The sequence below is a fragment of the Pseudolysinimonas yzui genome (genome assembly GCF_014653215.1).
GTDB classification, from domain to species: Bacteria; Actinomycetota; Actinomycetes; order Actinomycetales; family Microbacteriaceae; genus Pseudolysinimonas_A; species Pseudolysinimonas_A yzui.
The window spans coordinates 143,774-161,575 of the sequence record NZ_BNAI01000001.1 but is presented as its reverse complement, the minus strand read 5'-3'; the positions used below and the strand labels follow the sequence as shown (position 1 = coordinate 161,575).

Here is a 17,802-nt window from a genome sequence, read left to right as displayed (position 1 = left end):
CACCGACGACAGACAGGTAGTTCCTTTTGACTTTCAGTGATCTCGGGGTCGAGCAAGACCTCGTCGACGCCCTCGCCGAGAAGGGCATCATCGAGCCCTTCGCCATCCAGACCCAGACGATCCCGCTCGGCCTCGGCCGGCAGGACATCATCGGCCAGGCCAAGACCGGCACCGGCAAGACCTTCGGATTCGGTCTGCCGCTCATCCAGCAGCTCGGGCCCGACCCGGCGCCGGGCGTTCAGGCGCTCGTCGTCGTGCCGACCCGCGAGCTGTGCGTGCAGGTGGCCGAAGACCTCGAGCTCGCCGCCTCGAAGCGCCCCACGAAGATCGTCGCGATCTACGGCGGCAAGGCCTACGAGGGCCAGGTCGAGCAGCTCAAGGCCGGCGCGCAGATCGTCGTCGGCACCCCGGGGCGCCTCCTCGACCTCGCCGGGCAGCGTCTGCTGTCGTTCGCGAACGTCAAGGTCATGGTGCTCGACGAGGCCGACAAGATGCTCGACCTCGGCTTCCTGCCCGACGTCGAGAAGCTGTTCGCCCAGACGCCCGCCGACCGGCACACGATGCTGTTCTCGGCGACGATGCCCGGCCCCGTGGTCGCGCTCGCCCGCCGGTTCATGAACCGGCCGATCCACATCCGCGCGACCGACCCCGACGAGGGGCTCACGCAGGCCAACATCAAGCACGTCGTCTACCGTGCCCATTCGCTCGACAAGGACGAGATCGTCGCCCGCATCCTGCAGGCCGAGGGTCGCGGCAAGACCGTCATCTTCACCCGCACCAAGCGCGCCGCCCAGAAGCTCGTCGAAGAGCTGAGCGACCGCGGCTTCAGCACCGCCGCCGTGCACGGCGACATGAGCCAGGAGGCGCGCGAGCGTTCCATGGCGGCGTTCAAGGCCGGCAAGAAGGAGGTGCTGATCGCCACGGATGTCGCGGCGCGCGGCATCGACGTCGACGACGTGACGCACGTCATCAACCACACCATCCCCGAAGACGAGAAGACCTACCTGCACCGCGCGGGCCGCACCGGCCGCGCCGGCAAGACCGGCATCGCGGTGACCTTCGTCGACTGGGCCGACATGCACAAGTGGGCGCTCATCAACCGCGCGCTCGAGATGGGCATCCCCGAGCCGACCGAGACCTACTCGTCGTCGCCGCACCTCTTCGAGGAGCTCGACATCCCGGCAGGAGCGAAGGGCCGGCTCAAGATGACCCCCGCGGCCCCGCACGTCGAGCGCGAACCCCGCACCTCGTCGGGCGAGTCGGGCTCGGGCGACCGACCGCCGCGGCAGCGTTCCCGTTCGCGGGGCGGCTCAAGCGGCGGTTCCGGCGCCACGTCGGCTCCGCGTCAAGAGGGCGGCGGCACGCACGACGGCGGCAGCGGTACCCCGCGCAAGCGCACCCGTCGTCGTCGCAGCGGTTCGGGTGGCGGTACCGCCACCCCGCCTGCGGCTTGACGGGCCATCCGGTTCACCCGACGCTCGGGTTCGACCTGCTCAGACGCATCTTCAGTGCCCGGCTCGGGCACAAGCGACTTCGCTGACCACGCGCACGGCCTGTGGCAATGCGGGCAGAGCAAGAGCGCGATTCGCGGCGAGTCTTGAGTACGCACCCCGCCGGACCACTGCGACGCGCGAGCGGATGCAACACTGTGCGGGTGAGTGAAACAACCGAAGGGGACTCAGGCGCGAGGGAAGAACCAGTAGTCGCCCCCTACAAGGCGTTTCCAACTTTCAAGGAGTGGGTCGCCGCGCCGTTCGACGCCTCGATCTTCGAGCGGTTCGAGCTGCAATTGGAAGAGGCGCGCGCCACAGCCGATTCCTCCGTGTTCGACGAGGTTGTGACTCAGGCGACCCGTTCGGCGGCGGTCGACACTGGGGCGCTGGAAGGCATCTTCGAGACCGACCGCGGGTTCACGTACTCGGTGGCTGCGGGGGCTGCGTTCGCGGATATCCGCGCGGTGAAAGGGGCTACTGCGGCCCGGGCCATCGAAGACGCTTTGAACGCCTACGAATTCGTACTGAACGCCGCGACGCGCAAGGACTATCTGACTGAGGTATGGATTCGCGACCTCCACGCAACCATCTGCCGATCCCAGGAGACTTACACCGTCGTCACCGAGCACGGGTCCGCGCAGAGAGATCTGCCCAAAGGCGTCTACAAGACAGAGCCGAACAACCCGATCCATCTCAATACGAACGTGATCCACAGCTATGCGCCCGTTGTTGACACCGCCCCGGAAATGGCACGACTTGTGGACGAGCTCCGCTCCCCTAGGTTCGAGGCGGCGCATCCCGTCCTTCAGGCGTCGTACGCTCACTACGCGTTCGTGTGTGTCCATCCGTTCGCTGACGGGAACGGGCGCGTGTCACGTGCCCTCGCTTCGGTCTACCTTTACCGACGCCCCGGTGTTCCCCTGGTGATCTACGCCGACCAGAAGGCGGCTTATCTGGACAGCCTTGAGGCTGCGGACAGGGGCGACTACGCGAAGTTCATCGACTTCGTCAAGTTCCGCCTGATCGACAGTCTCGCATCGGCACGGCAGGATATCCGGGCGGCGGCAGCGCCTTCGGTGGCGAAGCAGCTAGAGCAGCTCGCCATACTCCAGACGGGTCGTGCCGGGCTGCCGCACGCTGAGCTGGATGCTCTGGCCTCGTACCTGCTTGAGGCGCTGCGAGTCGCATTCGGCGAACACGTGACCGAAGCGCTGGTCACTCCTCCCCTCTCGACTCGAAACCAAGTCACCCAAGGTGACCCGGGAGCGACCCCACCCGAGGGAATGCGCAAGGTCGTTCAAGCGCCGACCTTCCTCGACGTCCAGATCGCGAGTGCTGCGCCTGGCTCGGCGACGTCGCGTCGCCTTTATCTTCCAATGGTGACCCGACCTGGGGTCGCCGGGCCAGATTTGTCGATCGTTCGCGACGGAGAGGTCGTGTTGGAAGCGTTCGTGCATGATGTGACGCCGAACATTTCCGAGTCGCTGCGCCACCGGGCAAGTCGAGTAGCAGCGACTGAGCTGTCGGCGATGCTGTCGGATGTCGCCGCCCAGTCCGCGGAGTCGTTGCGGAGCACCGGCTACGGGGTTTGACGCGTTTGCGGCACGACGTCTGTCCTCGCTCAGCGCTCGACGCGCACGCTCGGGACATCGGTCGTCGCCACGCCGCATATGGTCGCGCGCTAACCCGCCCACTCCCAGGGAGGTCGCGAGTTCAACGAGTTCGGCCCGACATCATTGCGAGCCCGATCCGTTCGCAGGCAGGTAGGTTCGCCAAGGCACGAAGATCGGCCGAGTACCTGCCGTGGTGGCGCCCCACGAACTCGAACCTGGTGCAGGTTCACCCAGTGCGGGACTTGTCACCGCCCGACGAGCGCACGACGCAGTGCTCGGTTCGCACTACCGAACTGCCAGCAGAAGATAGTCCCGCCAACCGGATCACGCGGTCGCGCGCAACCTACTTCGGCCCGCCGCACGCCAAACCTGATCCGGATCGATCCATCGCGGAGCGAGAAGTTCGGGTAGTCCCTGATTCATCCGCATCCGGTACTCACCTCGATGCAGCAGGTGGTGATGGTACGGACAGAGCAGGGTGCCGTTGTCGACATCGGTGGGGCCGCCCTCCGAGACCGGGATCACGTGGTGGGCGTGAGTCCAGGACGGGGGCGACGTGCACTGGGGCCAGACGCAGCCGCCGTCTCGGACGGCCAGGGATCTTCGCTGGGCGGCAGTGAAGAAGCGCCTGCGATCGCCCTGAAAGAGCGGTTCGCCATTGCGGCCCGTGATGTGCAGGCGGTATCCGGCGTCGCACGCGATCTCTTGGGCCCTGGCGGCCGAGATCGCCTCGTCGACGTCGTCGAGGAAGGCGTGACCGACCCCGGAGACGAGATGGTCGAGCGACACCACGACGTTGACCGTCGCGACCGAATGCAGAGACCCGGTTGCCTGCGCGTCAGCACGGATGCCCGCCTGCAGCAGCCCGATGAACGCGTCGAACGTCTTCTGCGGGCGGGTGCGGCGGTCTTCGCCGAAGACGCCCAGCCCTTCGCAGTCCACGTCGGGATCGCCCTCGTGGACGAATCGCGGCTGCCGGTACGGGGAGGTGCGCTCGCTCACTGCCGCGCGCATGAGGGCGGCAGAGGTCGGATCGGCCCAGCCGTGGAAGGGGGTCATGCCGTCGACCTCGCGACCGAGGCGCAGCTCCCGTCGGGCCCGCAGCTCTTCTTCCCGCGGCTCGGCGCCGTCGGGGTCGAGGGCCTCCCGCCACAACCGGGCCTGTACCGCGACGAGATCCGCGGAATCCGAGTGGGCCGCGGTGACAAGACTCTCTTCCGCAGCCTCGAGGTCGAGGGGCGACGCCTTCGCTGCCGCCTGGCCGAGCGCCCGGGTGATCGCCCAGGCGGCATCCGTGCCGATCTCTCCGGCCTCGACCGCCGCGCCGGCGATCGCGAACTGCGCGGGTAGCGGTGAACCGTCGAGCGCGCACCGTGGCGCCAGCACCGACCCGAGTTGCGCCCGCCGGGCCGCCTCCCGGCCGGAAACCCGGGTGATGCGTTCCAGAAGCTGCGCCGCGGTTCGGCACCCGTGGCGCCGGGCGAGCCCCTGCTCACCGAGCTCCGGGCGGGACCGCCGCGCGAGGTCGGCGGCGCTCTGCACCCGCAGCGCGTCGATCAGCCGCCCGGCCTTCTCGACCAGCGCCGCCCGCTCGCAGGACTCGTCATCGGTCAGCCCCCGCGCATCCGAATGCACGGCGTCGCGCAGCAGCTCGATCACCGCATCCAGCTCGGGGGCTTCCGTCATGAGAACACTCTGACACCACCCACCGACATTGCCTTATCCCTGATCAGAGGCATGTTTTCCTGTGGAGAACCGGCCCCCGCAGAGCCTGTGGAGGACGCGATGCCCGGCCGCCTACTCCTCGGGATCCTCCGGGCGGCGCGACCCGCGCTGCTCGTGCGCGACCTCGTCGACGCTCGGGGCCGTACCGCCCCGCCGCACCGGCTGCCACCACTGACCGGTGCCGTCGACCGGGTAGATGTCTTGCAGTTCGTCGGTGAGCTTCTGCAGGGTGAGGCGCAGGGCATCCGACGCGTCATGGATGTCGGCATCCGCCGCGACCTGCACCGGCGCACCGATCTTCACGTACACGGGCACGGCCACGCGGTCGCGCACCTTGCCCTTCGCCCCCTTCGTGAGGATGCGCTGCGCCCCCCAGACGGCGACCGGGATCAGCGGCACACCGGCCGCCTGGGCAAGTCGCACGGCGCCGGCCTTGAGCGGCTGCACCTCGAAGCTTCGACTCACCGTGCCCTCGGGGAACACCCCGACGAGTTCGCCCCGACGAAGTGCCTCGACGGCCTCGTCGTACGCCCCGGCCCCTGCGGCCCGGTCGACCGGGATGTGCTTCATGTTGCGCATGAGCGCTCCGAGCGGCCAGCCCTTGAACGCCCCCTTCTTCGCCATGAAGCGGATGCGGCGGCGGTTGGCGAGCCAGGTGACCCACTCGACGATCGCGAACTCCAGGTATCCGAAGTGCGTCACCGCGATGACGGCACCGCCTTCGGTGGGGAGGTTCTCGCGACCTGCGACCCGGAGTTTGACCCGCAGCACTCCGAACAGCAGGCGACCGACGCCGATCGCACCGGTGTAGATGGGCTCATTGCGATAACGCCGCATGATTCAGGGTAGGCCGTCAACCGTGGACGCGGCTCGGCACGTCGTGGGAGCGTAGACCCGACGCGGAAGGACGTTCCCATGCGCACCACGATCTCCCTCACCCTGGCGGCCGCCGCCGTCGTCGTCGTGCTCGCGGGGTGCACCGCCCCCGGCGGTTCGGCCGACCCCGACGCCGACCCGCCCGTCGACGGCGAGACGGGCGAGACGTCGTGCCTGGTGGGTGACTGGTACCTCGATCTGACCGACTACACGGCGCAGAGCTCCGAGTACCTGCTCGGGATCGGGATCCCGCTCGAGGATCTCGACATCTCGGGTCAGCAGAAGCTCACCTTCACCGCCGACGGCTACCTGAACATCGCGACCGACCTCACGACATCCGCCGTCGTCATGGGGCAGTCGATCGCGACGACGACGCAGAGCGCCGGCGGCGCCGACTGGTTCTGGGATGCCACCAACGACGCCGACGGCGACCTGACGCTCGAGAACTGGGCGTGGACGGTGGAGCCAGGAGGCGAGACGGATCCGGCCGCGCCGCCCGCCGCCCCGTTCTTCGACCCCGAGAGCGGCGACACGATCGCGGTCGCCTGCTCGGCGACATCCCTGTCGTTGCAGGGTTCCGGCGCGCCGCTCGTCGGCAACTTCACGCGGTAACTGCGAGCCTCAGCCGACGAACGGGTTCGACCCGGTGCCGAGTTCGACGATGCGAGCGTAGTTCTCGGGGGTCGTGGTGTTCTCGGCGAGCACGTTGGGCTTGCCGAGGCCGTGGTAATCGCTCGAGCCGGTGACGATCAACCCGTAGCGCTCGGCGACGTCGGCCCACCGCTCGCGGGAGGCGGGCGGGTTGTCACGGTGACCGATCTCGACCCCGGCGAGGCCGGCATCCACCATCTGTGTGATGCGCTTCTCGCTGAACACCCGATCGGGCCCGCGCCCGCCGGGGTGCGCGAGCACCGGCACCCCGCCGGCGGCGACGATCAGCTCGACGCCGGTCAGCGGCTTGGGGGCGAGGTGCGGGCGGTAGTAGCCGCCCCGCCAGTGCAGGATGCTCTGAAACGCCGCGCTGCGATCCGGCACGTGGCCGCGGTGCACGAGGGCGTCGGCGATGTGCGGGCGGCCGATCGTCGATCCGGGCTGGGCCTGGGCGAGCACGTCGTCCCACTCGAGGGCGTAGTCGACGGCGATGCGTTGCACCATCGCCTCGGCGCGGTGCAGGCGTTCGGCGCGGATGTGCTCGGTCTCGGCGAGCAGGCCGGGATGCGCGGGGTCGACCAGGTAGGCGAGCAGGTGCACGCTCGCCCCGTCGAGCTGGGTCGAGACCTCCATGCCGGGCAGGATCGTGATGCCGGTGCCCTGCGCCGCCTCGAACGCGGGCACCCAGCCCGCCGTCGAGTCGTGGTCGGTGATCGCCAGCACGTCCAGCCCGGCCGCAACTCCGGCGGCGACGAGGTCGGCCGGCGACTCGGTGCCGTCGGAGACACTGCTGTGCGCATGCAAGTCGATCAACGCCTGCGGGTCGGACGGATGCAGCGACACCTCGCCATCGTAGGCTCGACGGGCCATGTTCCGCCGTGTCCTCTCCGCCGCCGTCATCGTCCTGCTCGGGGCGGCGCTGCTGCTCGCCGCCTGGCCGCAGCTCGTCGGCATCCAGCGCGAGGCCGGCGTGGTGCAGGTGACGACGATGCGCGGGATGCTGGCCGCCGTCGCGCTGCTGTGCGCCGTGCTGTTCACGCTCATCGCCCTGCTGTGGGTGGGCGGGCGCCGGTTCGCCGGGGCCGTCGCCCTGCTGTTGCTGCTCTTCGCCGGCGTGCAGTTCGCGGTGCTCGCGACGCGCGGGGCGGGTGACCTCGCGTTCGAGACGAAGGCACCCGGCGACGTCACCGTGCTCGCCTGGAACACCCTCGGCGACACCCCGAGCGTGCAGACCACCGTCGACCTGATCGTCGCGGAGGATGCCGACATCGTGGTGCTGCCCGAGACCAGTCAGGAGTACGCGGCCCTGGTGCAGAGCCAGGTCGGCGCCGCGGGCATCGGGATGCAGCTCATCCCGCTGTCGTACGACCAGGTCTCGAAGGCCCGGTCGACGATGGTGCTCATCTCCTACCAGCTCGGCGAGTACGCCCGCGACGACAGCCGCGGCGGCACCGACACCCTGCCGTCGGTGCTCGCGGTTCCCGTCGACGGCACCGGCCCGACGATCGTCGGCGCGCATCCGGTCGCTCCCGTCCCCGGCGAGATGGCGGAGTGGCGCCAGGGCCTCGACTGGCTCGCGGCGCGCTGCGCGGGCGACAACGTCATCCTGGCCGGCGATCTCAACTCGACGCTCGACCACTACACGGGGCTCGATGCGGCATCCGACGCCAGCGGCGGACTCGGGGGATGCCGCGACGGCGCCCGCCTGACCGGCAACGCCGCGGTGGGCAGCTGGCCGACCCAGGTGCCCACGCTGCTGGGCGCCCCGATCGACCATGTGATGGCGACCGAGAACTGGGATTTCGTGGGCTTCCGGGTGATCGCGTCGCACGACGGGCACAGCGACCACCGCCCGGTCGTCGCGCAGTTGCGGCCCGCGGGCTGACGCGCACCGGCCGCTCGGGAGAAGATGGGGGCATGGCCGACACGTCAACGCCCCGAGTCACCGCCAACCGGTCCGCCCTGCCGACGACGACCGAGTTCCGCAGCTACATCTCGTCGGACTGGGCCGAGCGCCCCGACCTGACGCCGTCGCCGCGCGTCGCCGCCCCCTATGCGGCCGCCCGCCGACTGCGGATCTCGGCGCAGTATCCGGGCAAGCGCCTCATCGTGCCAGCCGGCCCGGCCCGCGTGCGGTCCAACGACACCGACCACCCGTACCGGGCGCACTCGGCCTTCGCCTACCTCACCGGCTGGGGCTCGGATGCCGTGCCCGACTCGGTGCTGGTGTTCGAGCCGACCGCGGAGGGCCACGACGCCACCCTCTACTTCCTCGCCGCCGCGGGACGGGAGACCACCGAGTTCTACGCGAACGCCGCGATCGGCGAGTTCTGGACCGGACCGCGCCCGTCGCTCGAACACGTCGCCGCCGACCTGGCGCTCCCCACCCGCGACCTCGCCGACCTCGAGACCGTGCTGGATTCCGTGGATGCCGACACCCTCGTCGTGCGCGACGCCGACGCCGGGCTCACCGACCAGATCGACGGCCGCCGACTTCTGACGGCAGTCGACGCCGACTCGGTCGACGACGAAGCCGACATCACGTTCGCCAGCGACCTCAGCGAGCTGCGGTTCGTGAAGGACGACTGGGAACAGGGCGAGATGCGCGCCGCGATCGCCGCGACGAAGCGCGGCTTCGACGAGATCATCAAAGGCCTGCCCGCCGCGATCTCGACCGAGCGGGGCGAGCGCGTCGTCGAGGGCACCTTCAACCGACGAGCTCGCATCGACGGCAACACCGTCGGCTACGACACGATCGCCGCGAGCGGCCCGCACGCCTGCTACCTGCACTGGACCCGCAACGACGGCCCCGTCGTGCCGGGCGACCTGCTGCTGGTCGACGCGGGCGTCGAACTCGACAGCCTCTACACCGCAGACATCACCCGCACCCTTCCGGTGAACGGCACCTTCAGCGACATCCAGCGGCGCGTCTACGACGCCGTGCTCGAAGCTGCCGATGCCGCCCGCGCGATCGTGAAGCCCGGCATCCGGTTCCGCGAGGTGCACGCCGAGGCGATGCGCGTGATCGCCGAGAAGACCGCCGAGTGGGGGCTGCTGCCCGGCACCGCCGAGGAGTCACTCGACACCGGCCAGTGGCACCGCCGGTACATGATCCACGGCACCTCGCACCACCTCGGCCTCGACGTGCACGACTGCGCGAAGGCCCGCCGCGAGCTCTACCTCGACGGCGTGGTCGAACCGGGGATGGTGTTCACGATCGAGCCGGGGCTCTACTTCCAGGTCGACGACCTCACCGTGCCCGAGGAGTTCCGCGGCATCGGCGTGCGCATCGAAGACAACATCGTGGTGACCGAGGACGGCTGCGAGCTGCTCTCCGGCGACATCCCGCGCACCGCGGACGCCGTCGAAGCCTGGATGCGGTCGCTGCTGCCTTAGTCGGTCGGCGCGGGGCGGGAGAGCACGTCCTGCGCCTTCGCGAGGTGCTCCCCCGCGACGAGAACCTGATAGTTCGACGCCAGCACCTGCGTCTGCGAGTCGAAGTCGCGGCTGCGGCGGGCGATGCCGTAGGAGATGAGGCGGAAGAACATGCCCGCCACCGCACCGATGAGCAGCGCGGCGAGGAACAGGCCCCAGTTGATCGTCGGCGAGAAGAACGACAGCAGCACGCCGACGAAGAGGCCGAACCAGGCCCCGCTCAGGGCGCCCTCGAGTGCGGCGCGGTTCCACGACAGCTTGCGGGTGACCCGCTCCACCGTCTTCAGGTCGTTGCCGATGATCGACAGGTCGGCGACGGTGAAGTCGCCCTTCGCCAGACGGTCGACGACGGCCTGGGCTTCGGCGTAGGTCTCGTAGGTTCCGAGCACGTCGCCCTTCGGCACGCGCTGCTGGAAGGGGCCGCCGCTGCGGCCGAATGCTCCTGGGTTGCTCACGCGGAAAGTATCTCAGGTCACGCCTACGTCTGTTCCCCAAGCTGCTAGGGATACCCTTTCAACCGTGAGCGCGACGCGGGTCTTCGTCGCCCGGTTGGCCGGGTGCTCCGTCTTCGACCCCGCGGGCGACAAAGTCGGCAAAGCTCGGGATGTCGTGGTCGTCTATCGCACGACGCGGGCGCCGCGGGTGGTCGGGCTGATCGTCGAGGTACCCGGCAAGCGCCGGGTGTTCCTCAACATCGGGCGGGTCACGAGCATCGGCTCGGGTCAGATCATCACCACCGGGCTCATCAACCTGCGCCGGTTCGAGCAACGCGGCGGCGAGGTGCGGGTGATCGCCGAATTGCTCGGGCGCAAGGTCGCCCTGCGCGACGGCTCGGGTGACGCGACCATCGAAGACGTCGCGATCGAGGAGACCGCGCCCGGCGAGTGGGAGGTCGGCGACCTCTTCCTGCGGCGGCCGCGCACGGCATCCCCCTTCTCGAAGGGCGCGACGACGTTCGCCACCTGGGATCAGGTGCGCGAGAACAACGCTCCCGGTGAGTCGCAGTCGGCCGAACAGCTGGTCGCGACCTACTCCGACCTGCTGCCCGCCGACCTCGCGAGCACCCTGCTCGATCTGCCCGAGGGTCGTCGGCTCGAAGTCGCCGAAGAGCTGCCCGACGACCGGCTCGCGGATGCCCTCGAAGAGATGCCCGAGCAGGAGCAGGTCGACCTGATCAGCCAGCTCGACGACGAACGCGCCGCCGACGTGCTCGACCAGATGGAGCCCGACGACGCCGCCGACCTGATCGCGCAACTCTCGACCGAGCGCGGCGAGGCTCTGCTGGAGCTCATGGAGCCCGAAGAGGCCGACGACGTGCGCTTCCTGCTCGCCTACGGTCCCGACACCGCGGGCGGCCTGATGACGACCGAGCCGATCATCGTGTCGGCCGACGCGACCGTCGCGGAGGGGCTCGCCCTCATCCGCCGTCACGAACTCGCGCCCGCCCTCGGCGCCGCGGTCTGCGTGACCCTGCCCCCCTACGAGCCGCCGACCGGGCGGTTCCTCGGCATGGTGCACTTCCAGCGGATGCTGCGCTACCCGCCGCACGAACGGCTCGGCACGCTGCTCGACACCAGCCTGGAACCCGTGAAGCCGCACACGAGCGCCGCCGAAGTCTCACGTCGGCTCGCCTCGTACGACCTCGTGCAGTTGCCCGTCGTGGACGAGCAGCACCGACTCGTCGGGGTGGTGACCATCGACGACGTCCTCGACTACCTGCTGCCGGACGACTGGCGAAGTACCAGCGAGGATCCCGAGCCCGTAGGCACGGGCACCGCATCCATCCCGACTCGCAGCCAGACCGGAAGGAGGACGCCGCATGGCCCGCACACCACGTCAGGCACGTAACGACCACCGGCTCGACCTCCCGAAGGGTGCCCGCGGCAGTTTCGCGTCTCCGTTCGGCACCTTCCGCCCGTCGGGCCGCGACCGCATGGGCCGCTTCTCGGAGTCGTTCGCCCGCGCCATGGGCACCTCGTGGTTCCTCATCGCGATGTCGGTGTTCGTCGTCGCCTGGCTGCTCTTCAACACCCTCGCCCCCGAGCATCTGCAGTTCGACCCGCGGCTGACCAACTTCACGCTGCTCACCCTCATCCTGTCGCTGCAGGCGTCGTATGCCGCACCGCTCATCCTGCTCGCGCAGAACCGGCAGGATGACCGCGACCGCGTGCAGATCGAGCAGGATCGGCAGCGCGCCGAACGCAACCTCGCCGACACCGAATACCTCGCGCGCGAGGTCGTCGCCCTGCGGCTCGCGATGAAGGACGTCGCCACGAAGGACTTCATCCGCGCCGAACTGCGCGCCCTGCTCGAGGAGCTCGAAGCCGACGACGGCGAGGCGCCGGGCAAAGCAGGCGCCGCGAAATGACGGCCGAGGCCGTCCGCGCGGCTCTCGGCCGGGTTCTCGACCCCGAGATCCGCCGCCCGATCACCGAACTCGACATGGTGCGCGCCGTCTCGGTGTCGGGCGACGTCGCGACCGTCGAGCTGGTGCTGACGATCGTCGGCTGCCCCGCCGCCGACACGATCGAACGGGATGTGCGCGCCGCCGTCCTCGGCGTCGCCGGCATCGCGACCCTCGACTTGACGGTCGGCGTGATGACCGTGCCGGAGCGGGAGGCCCTCGTCGCGCGGCTGCGCGGCACCCGCACCACCCAGTTCGGCCCCGACACCCTGACCCAGATCTACGCGATCACGAGCGGAAAGGGCGGAGTCGGCAAGTCGACGCTCACCGCCAACCTCGCGGTCGCCCTCGCCGCGCGCGGGCTCAAGGTCGGGCTCGTCGACGCGGATGTCTTCGGCTTCTCGATCCCCGGAATCCTGGGCTTGGGACCGGAGGCTCGCCCGACGAAGGTCGGCGACCTCATGATGCCGCCGTCGGCCCACGGCGTCGCCGTGATCTCGATCGGCATGTTCGTCGACGCCTCGACCGCGGTGTCGTGGCGGGGGCCGCTGCTGCACCGCACGATCCAGCAGTTCCTCACCGACGTCTGGTTCGGCGACCTCGACGTGCTGCTGCTCGACCTCCCGCCCGGCACCGGCGACGTCGCCATCTCGATCGGGCAGTTGCTGCCGCACGCCTCGGTGGTCGTCGTCACCACCCCGCAGCCCGCCGCGGCCGATGTCGCCGAGCGCTCAGGGCTCGTCGCCCGGCAGACCGGTCAGACGGTGGTCGGTGTCGTCGAGAACATGACGGGCGAGCTGTTCGGCTCGGGCGGCGGGGATGCCGTCGCCGCCCGATTGGGTGTGCCGGTGCTCGCGCGCATCCCGCTCTCCGTGCCGCTGCGTGAGGGCGGGGATGCGGGCGCCCCCGTCGTGCTCGCCGCGCCGACCGACCCGGCCGCGGCCGCCATCCTGGCCCTCGCCGACACGCTCGCCGCCCGGGGACGCGACCTCACGTCCCGGAAGCTGCCGCTCGCGCCGCGGTGACCCGGCCTCGACCCGACCCGACCTCGCCCTGACCTCGACCCGACCTCGCCCCGACTAATCCGTCACATCTGCGACGGATTAGTCGCCGGGGACGCGCGGAATTGGCGGATTAGTCGCTCAAGAGGCCGCGCGGCACGCGTCAGACCGACGGCGCGGCGGGCGCGGGCGTCGGCAGGTCGATGTCCTTCTTGCGCAGCGGGTAGCGCAGCAGCGGGATGAACGACAGGGCCATCAGCGTCGCGGGCACGATGCTGAACGACATCACGATGCCGAAGATCGCCGAGTTCGGCTGCGCCTCGACGGCGGTCGCGGCCGTCGACTCCAGGTATCCGGAGATCGCGAGGATGACGGCGAGGATCGTCGTGCCGAACGCGAGGCCGGTCGTCTCGCCGGCCGTCCACATGCCGCTGAACGAGCCGCCGCGGCCCGGGCCGTTGGTGCGGGCGTCGTGGGCGATGACGTCGGGCAGCATCGACAGCGGCAGCGCCTGGATGCCGGCGTACGCGACGCCGACGAGGCCGATCGGCACGACGATCCAATAGCCGGGTACGAGCAGCAATCCGGTGAGCGACAGCGCGGCGACGAAGAAGATGGACGTCGCGATGAGGTAGGAGCGCTCCTTGCCGATGCGGCGGGCGACGACTCCCCAGAGCGGTGCGGCGATGATCGCCGGGAGGATGAGGGCGACGAAGAGCAGCGTCACGGCTTCGTCGTCGCCGAGCACCCAGGTAGCGACGTACTGCGTGCCGGCGAGCATCCCGCCCGCCGCGAGCGCCTGCGTGAAGAAGGTCGCCAGAAGGGTGCGGAACGGCCTCGACGACCGCAGCATCGCGATCCCCCGGCGGGCCTGAACGGCGATCGAGTCGCGTGGCGGGGCGATCTCCGAGAAGACCCGGGATGCCGGTTTCGGCGGTGTGGCGATCTCGCCGCGGGCGGCCTTCTCCACCGATGACGTGACGAGAATCGCGACGACGAAGATCGCCGCGGCCCCGATCGCCATGAACAGGTAACCGCCGAAGTCGGTACCGAACAGTTCGACCCCGACTTGCCGCAGCGCGGGGCCACCGCCCCCGTAGAGCAGGATCGCGGCTGTCAGCACGACGACCCGGGCCGACAGCAGGCGGGTGCGCGCGTCGTAGCCCGATACGAGTTCGGCGGGCAGCACGTTGTACGGCACCTGGAAGAACGAGAACCCCGTCGCGGCGAGCAGGAAGGCGACGAACACCCACCCGGCGGCGAGCAGCGGTGCGGTACCGGTCGGCACGGCGAACGTGACCACGAAGAACACCGGCAGCACCACCGCGCCGAGCAGCATCAGCCGGCGCCGGGAACCCCGGGCCGCGAACTCGCGGTCGCTGTACGCCCCGACGATCGGGTCGATGATGATGTCCCAGATCTTCGCGAACGTCACGACCGCGCCGGCGAGAAGTGCGGGCACCGCGAGGGAGTCGGTCAGGTAGTAGACGAGCACCAGACCCGGCAGCGCCGCGAAACCACTCGTGACGAATTCACCCGTCGCGTACCGGGCCGTGACACCGGCACGCAGCTCGCGGGTGCGACGGGGCGCCGTAGTGGTCACTTCGCGATCCTATGTGTTGCTCGGGGGTAGGGATCGGATCGCCGAGCCGAAGGAGCGGGGACCCCTACCCCGATCGACTCGACGACCCGATCCGATCCCCACTGCCGAAACCGCGGCTCGCTTCATTCGTGGGGCTCGATGAGTCTCGCGAGGAGCTCGGTGAGGAGGCGCTCGGCGAGCGGGGGCGGCGTGACCTCGATGATCGCCAGCAGCGGGGCGAGGGTGTCGGGGAGAGCCCCTCCCGCGCCGATGCCGAAGCCGGCGAGGATCGCGGCGGCGGTGTCGGAGTCGAGGGGTCCGGTGAGGGGCGGCAGCTGGCCGAGCGCGGCGGTCGGGTCGACATGCGGGATGCCGCGCACGGCATCCGCTGCGGTCGTCAGCACCCCGAGGAGGTCGGGCAGCACGCTCTCGGTGACGGGCGTGATCGTGAGGTGCGTCGTCGACGGGATGCCGGAGGATGCGGGTTGCAGTTGCAGCACGAAGCCGAGGCCGCGCGCGGCGTCCGCCCAGTGATGCGGGTCGACCTGCCGCTCGGCCGAGACGGCGGGGTCGGCGGCCACGGCGAGCAGCGGGCCGGTCGGGGTGCCGACGACGCGGAGCCCCTCGATCGCGTCGACCGCCTCGACGATGGCCGCCGTGGAGCGCCGCGTCGAGTCGGCGAGCGCCTGGAATCCCTCGACGCCGAGGGCGTGCGTGATCGCCCACGCGGCGGCGAGCGGCCCGGCCGACTTGGACCCGAGGATCGTTGGGTTGACGACCGGGTACCCGGGCCAGCGGGTCGTCGCGAAGTACTGCATCCGCTGCCGGTCGCGCCCGCGCTGCAACAGCACCGAGACGCCCTTCGGCGCGTAGCCGTACTTGTGCAGGTCGGCGCTCACGCTCGTCACGCCGGGCACCGCGAAGTCCCAGGCGGGGAGGCCCGGCCAGAACGGCAGCACGAGTCCGCCGATGCAGGCGTCGACGTGCAACGGGATGCCGCGGGCCGAGGTGAGGGCGGCAACTTCGGCCACCGGGTCGAGGGTCGCGGTCGGGTAGGACGGGGCCGAGACCACGACGAGCGCGACATCGTCGCCCAGCCGCTCCTCGATCGCGGAAGCCGAGACCACGCCCTCAGCCGACACCGGCACGAGGTCGAGCACGAGCCCGAAGTAGTGCGCCGCCTTCTGGAAGGCCGCGTGCGCGGTGACCGGCATCACCAGCCGGGGCTGCCCGGTCCCGCCGGCGGCGACCCAGGCATCCCGTGCCGTCTTCACCGCCAGGAGGCAGCTCTCGGTGCCACCGGTCGTGACGGTGCCGACGACGTCGGAGTCACCGTGCAGCAGCCCCCGCACGAACCCGAGCAGATCGCGCTCGAGCGCAGCGACCGATCCGAACGTCGTCGGGTCGAGGCCGTTGACCGGCTGCATGAGCCGGGCGGCGTCGGCCGCCAGTTCGTCGAGTTCGGCGAGCCCGGGATCGTAGACGTAGGAGAGCACGTGCCCGCCGTGGGTGGGAGCATCCCCCTCCCGCAACTCGCGCAACCGCGCCAGGATGTCGGCGGGCTCTTCGGCGAACGTCATGCGACGGGCGCCGCGGACGGCGGCGGTGCATCCGCGTGCCGCACCAGACGGTCGATGTCGGCCTTGCGCAGCGGATAGCGCGCGAGCGAGATGAGGCTCACGAACATCAGCAGCGCCGGGATGACGCTGAAGCCCAGGATGATCCCGACGATCGCGCTGGCCGGCTGGGTCACCGTCTGGTCGGCGACCGTCGGGATGAACCCGGTCACGGCGAGCACGATCGACAGGATCGTTCCGCCGAAGGCGAGACCCGCGGTCTCCCCCGCCGTCCACACCCCGCTGAACGTGCCGGCCCGCCCGGGTCCGTGCGTCTCGGCGTCGTACGCGACGGTGTCGGGCAGCATCGCGAGCGGCAGCGACTGCAGCCCCGCGTAGGCCGCTCCGGCGAGCGCGACGGGCCCGTAGAGCCAGAGCCCCGGGAACCAGACGAGCAGCACGAGCGAGAGCGCCGCGAGCCCGAACAGCACGGTCGCGAGGCGGAAGGCCCGCTCCTTGCCGATGCGGCGGGAGATCACCGACCAGAGCGGGGTGACAAGCATCGCCGGCGCGATGAGCGAGAGGAACAAGAAGAGGGTGCCCTCCAGGTGGAGCACATCCGCCGCGACGTAGGCGACCCCGGCGAGCATGAGCCCGATCGCCAGCGCCTGCAGCACGAAGGTGAACAGCAGAGCGCGGTACGGCTGGCTGTCACGCACCGCCGACCAGCCCCGCCGGAAATGCATGAACATCCCGGTCTTCGGCGCGGCGATCCCCTCGATCGGATCGGAGCCGGGGGCGGTCGGCGTGCGATCGACCCGGGCGCTGCGCTCGACCGTCGAGGCGATGAGGAACGCGACGAGGAACACGAGCCCGGCCACGGCGGCCATGGCGAGGTAGCCGAGGTACTCGGTGCCCCCGTTGTCGACCACGAGGGCGATGATCTCGGGAGCCCCGCCGCCGAAGGCGAGGATCGCGAGAGTCAGCACGATCACGCGCGCCGACAGCAATCGGGTGCGGGCGTCGTAGCTGTCGACGAGTTCCGCCGGCAGCGCGATGTAGGGCACCTGGAAGAGGCTGAACGCGGTCGCCGCCAGCAGGAAGGCGACGAGCACCCACGCGGCCGAGAGCAGCGGCGGCAAGCCCGGCGGCACGGCGAAGGTGAGCACGAAGAACACCGGCAGCAGGATGGCGCCGAGCACCATGAAGCGGCGGCGGGCTCCGGTGCGCGCGAGGCTGCGGTCGCTGCGCGCCCCGATCCAGGGGTCGATGATGACGTCCCAGATCTTCGAGATGGTGAAGGCCGCGCCGGCGAAGGCGGGGCTCACCCCGAGCGTGTTGGTCATGTAGATGAGCAGCACCAGACCGGGCAGAGTTCCGAATCCCCCTGTACCGACCGAGCCGACCGCGTAGCGGACGACGGTGCCGCGGCGCAGATCGCGTGCGGGCGTGGCCATGCGTGAATG

Annotated in this window: 15 protein-coding genes; 8 read left to right on the top strand and 7 right to left on the bottom strand. The window is 70.2% G+C overall.

Annotated features, from left to right (window positions below; all coding sequences use genetic code 11):
• Nucleotides 1-26: 26 nt before the first annotated feature.
• Entirely contained in the window at nucleotides 27-1,454 is a 1,428-nt protein-coding gene (locus IE173_RS00820) for a DEAD/DEAH box helicase (RefSeq protein WP_191281497.1), read from the top strand.
• A gap of 200 nt (nucleotides 1,455-1,654) precedes the next feature.
• Nucleotides 1,655-3,085, top strand: a complete 1,431-nt coding sequence (locus IE173_RS00815; protein ID WP_191281496.1) for a Fic family protein — start codon at nucleotides 1,655-1,657, stop codon at nucleotides 3,083-3,085.
• Between the two features lie 345 nt (nucleotides 3,086-3,430).
• Here the strand turns inward: IE173_RS00815 and IE173_RS00810 are convergent, their stop codons facing one another.
• Both IE173_RS00810 and IE173_RS00805 read right to left on the bottom strand, forming a co-directional pair.
• Nucleotides 3,431-4,792, bottom strand: coding sequence for an HNH endonuclease signature motif containing protein (locus IE173_RS00810; protein WP_191281495.1), 1,362 nt, complete (start codon nucleotides 4,790-4,792; stop codon nucleotides 3,431-3,433).
• 111 nt (nucleotides 4,793-4,903) lie between these two features.
• Nucleotides 4,904-5,668 carry a lysophospholipid acyltransferase family protein gene (locus tag IE173_RS00805; protein WP_191281494.1) on the bottom strand — a complete coding sequence of 255 codons (765 nt, stop codon included), beginning with the start codon at nucleotides 5,666-5,668 and terminating at the stop codon, nucleotides 4,904-4,906.
• A gap of 78 nt (nucleotides 5,669-5,746) precedes the next feature.
• Here IE173_RS00805 and IE173_RS00800 point away from each other — a divergent pair, with 78 nt between their 5' ends.
• Nucleotides 5,747-6,319: a hypothetical protein gene (locus IE173_RS00800; protein ID WP_191281493.1), complete on the top strand. Its 573-nt coding sequence runs from the start codon at nucleotides 5,747-5,749 to the stop codon at nucleotides 6,317-6,319.
• Between the two features lie 9 nt (nucleotides 6,320-6,328).
• On the opposite strand, the gene IE173_RS00795 is transcribed toward IE173_RS00800, so the two are convergent.
• A complete protein-coding gene (locus tag IE173_RS00795) occupies nucleotides 6,329-7,201 on the bottom strand; it encodes a PHP domain-containing protein (protein ID WP_229841784.1) in 873 nt (290 codons plus the stop codon).
• 25 nt (nucleotides 7,202-7,226) lie between these two features.
• On the opposite strand from IE173_RS00795, the gene IE173_RS00790 reads away from it, so the two are divergent.
• On the top strand, nucleotides 7,227-8,243 hold the full coding sequence (locus IE173_RS00790) for an endonuclease/exonuclease/phosphatase family protein (protein ID WP_191281491.1): 1,017 nt from the start codon (nucleotides 7,227-7,229) through the stop codon (nucleotides 8,241-8,243).
• A gap of 32 nt (nucleotides 8,244-8,275) precedes the next feature.
• Nucleotides 8,276-9,754, top strand: coding sequence for an aminopeptidase P family protein (locus tag IE173_RS00785; protein ID WP_191281490.1), 1,479 nt, complete (start codon nucleotides 8,276-8,278; stop codon nucleotides 9,752-9,754).
• On the opposite strand, the gene IE173_RS00780 is transcribed toward IE173_RS00785, so the two are convergent.
• The gene (locus tag IE173_RS00780) at nucleotides 9,751-10,248 is read right to left on the bottom strand and encodes a YflT domain-containing protein (protein ID WP_191281489.1); all 498 of its coding nucleotides are present in this window, start codon (nucleotides 10,246-10,248) and stop codon (nucleotides 9,751-9,753) included. The genes IE173_RS00785 and IE173_RS00780 overlap by 4 nt on opposite strands.
• Before the next feature lie 64 nt (nucleotides 10,249-10,312).
• Between IE173_RS00780 and IE173_RS00775 the strand changes: the two genes are divergently transcribed.
• Genes IE173_RS00775 through IE173_RS00765 form a run of 3 tightly spaced genes read left to right on the top strand, consistent with a single transcriptional unit; the run spans nucleotide 10,313 to nucleotide 13,222 of the window.
• The gene (locus IE173_RS00775) at nucleotides 10,313-11,641 is read left to right on the top strand and encodes a magnesium transporter MgtE N-terminal domain-containing protein (protein WP_191281488.1); all 1,329 of its coding nucleotides are present in this window, start codon (nucleotides 10,313-10,315) and stop codon (nucleotides 11,639-11,641) included.
• The gene (locus tag IE173_RS00770; protein WP_191281487.1) at nucleotides 11,613-12,161 is read left to right on the top strand and encodes a DUF1003 domain-containing protein; all 549 of its coding nucleotides are present in this window, start codon (nucleotides 11,613-11,615) and stop codon (nucleotides 12,159-12,161) included. The genes IE173_RS00775 and IE173_RS00770 overlap by 29 nt, the downstream gene beginning before the upstream one ends.
• Nucleotides 12,158-13,222, top strand: coding sequence for a P-loop NTPase (locus IE173_RS00765; protein WP_191281486.1), 1,065 nt, complete (start codon nucleotides 12,158-12,160; stop codon nucleotides 13,220-13,222). The genes IE173_RS00770 and IE173_RS00765 overlap by 4 nt, the downstream gene beginning before the upstream one ends.
• Before the next feature lie 139 nt (nucleotides 13,223-13,361).
• Here IE173_RS00765 and IE173_RS00760 read toward each other — a convergent pair whose 3' ends face one another.
• The 3 genes from IE173_RS00760 to IE173_RS00750 all read right to left on the bottom strand — a co-directional run bounded on the left by IE173_RS00760 (nucleotide 13,362) and on the right by IE173_RS00750 (nucleotide 17,793).
• On the bottom strand, nucleotides 13,362-14,801 hold the full coding sequence (locus tag IE173_RS00760; protein WP_229841783.1) for an MFS transporter: 1,440 nt from the start codon (nucleotides 14,799-14,801) through the stop codon (nucleotides 13,362-13,364).
• 122 nt (nucleotides 14,802-14,923) lie between these two features.
• A complete protein-coding gene (locus IE173_RS00755) occupies nucleotides 14,924-16,360 on the bottom strand; it encodes a pyridoxal phosphate-dependent decarboxylase family protein (protein ID WP_191281485.1) in 1,437 nt (478 codons plus the stop codon).
• Nucleotides 16,357-17,793: an MFS transporter gene (locus IE173_RS00750; RefSeq protein ID WP_191281484.1), complete on the bottom strand. Its 1,437-nt coding sequence runs from the start codon at nucleotides 17,791-17,793 to the stop codon at nucleotides 16,357-16,359. The genes IE173_RS00755 and IE173_RS00750 overlap by 4 nt, the downstream gene beginning before the upstream one ends.
• Nucleotides 17,794-17,802 lie beyond the last annotated feature (9 nt).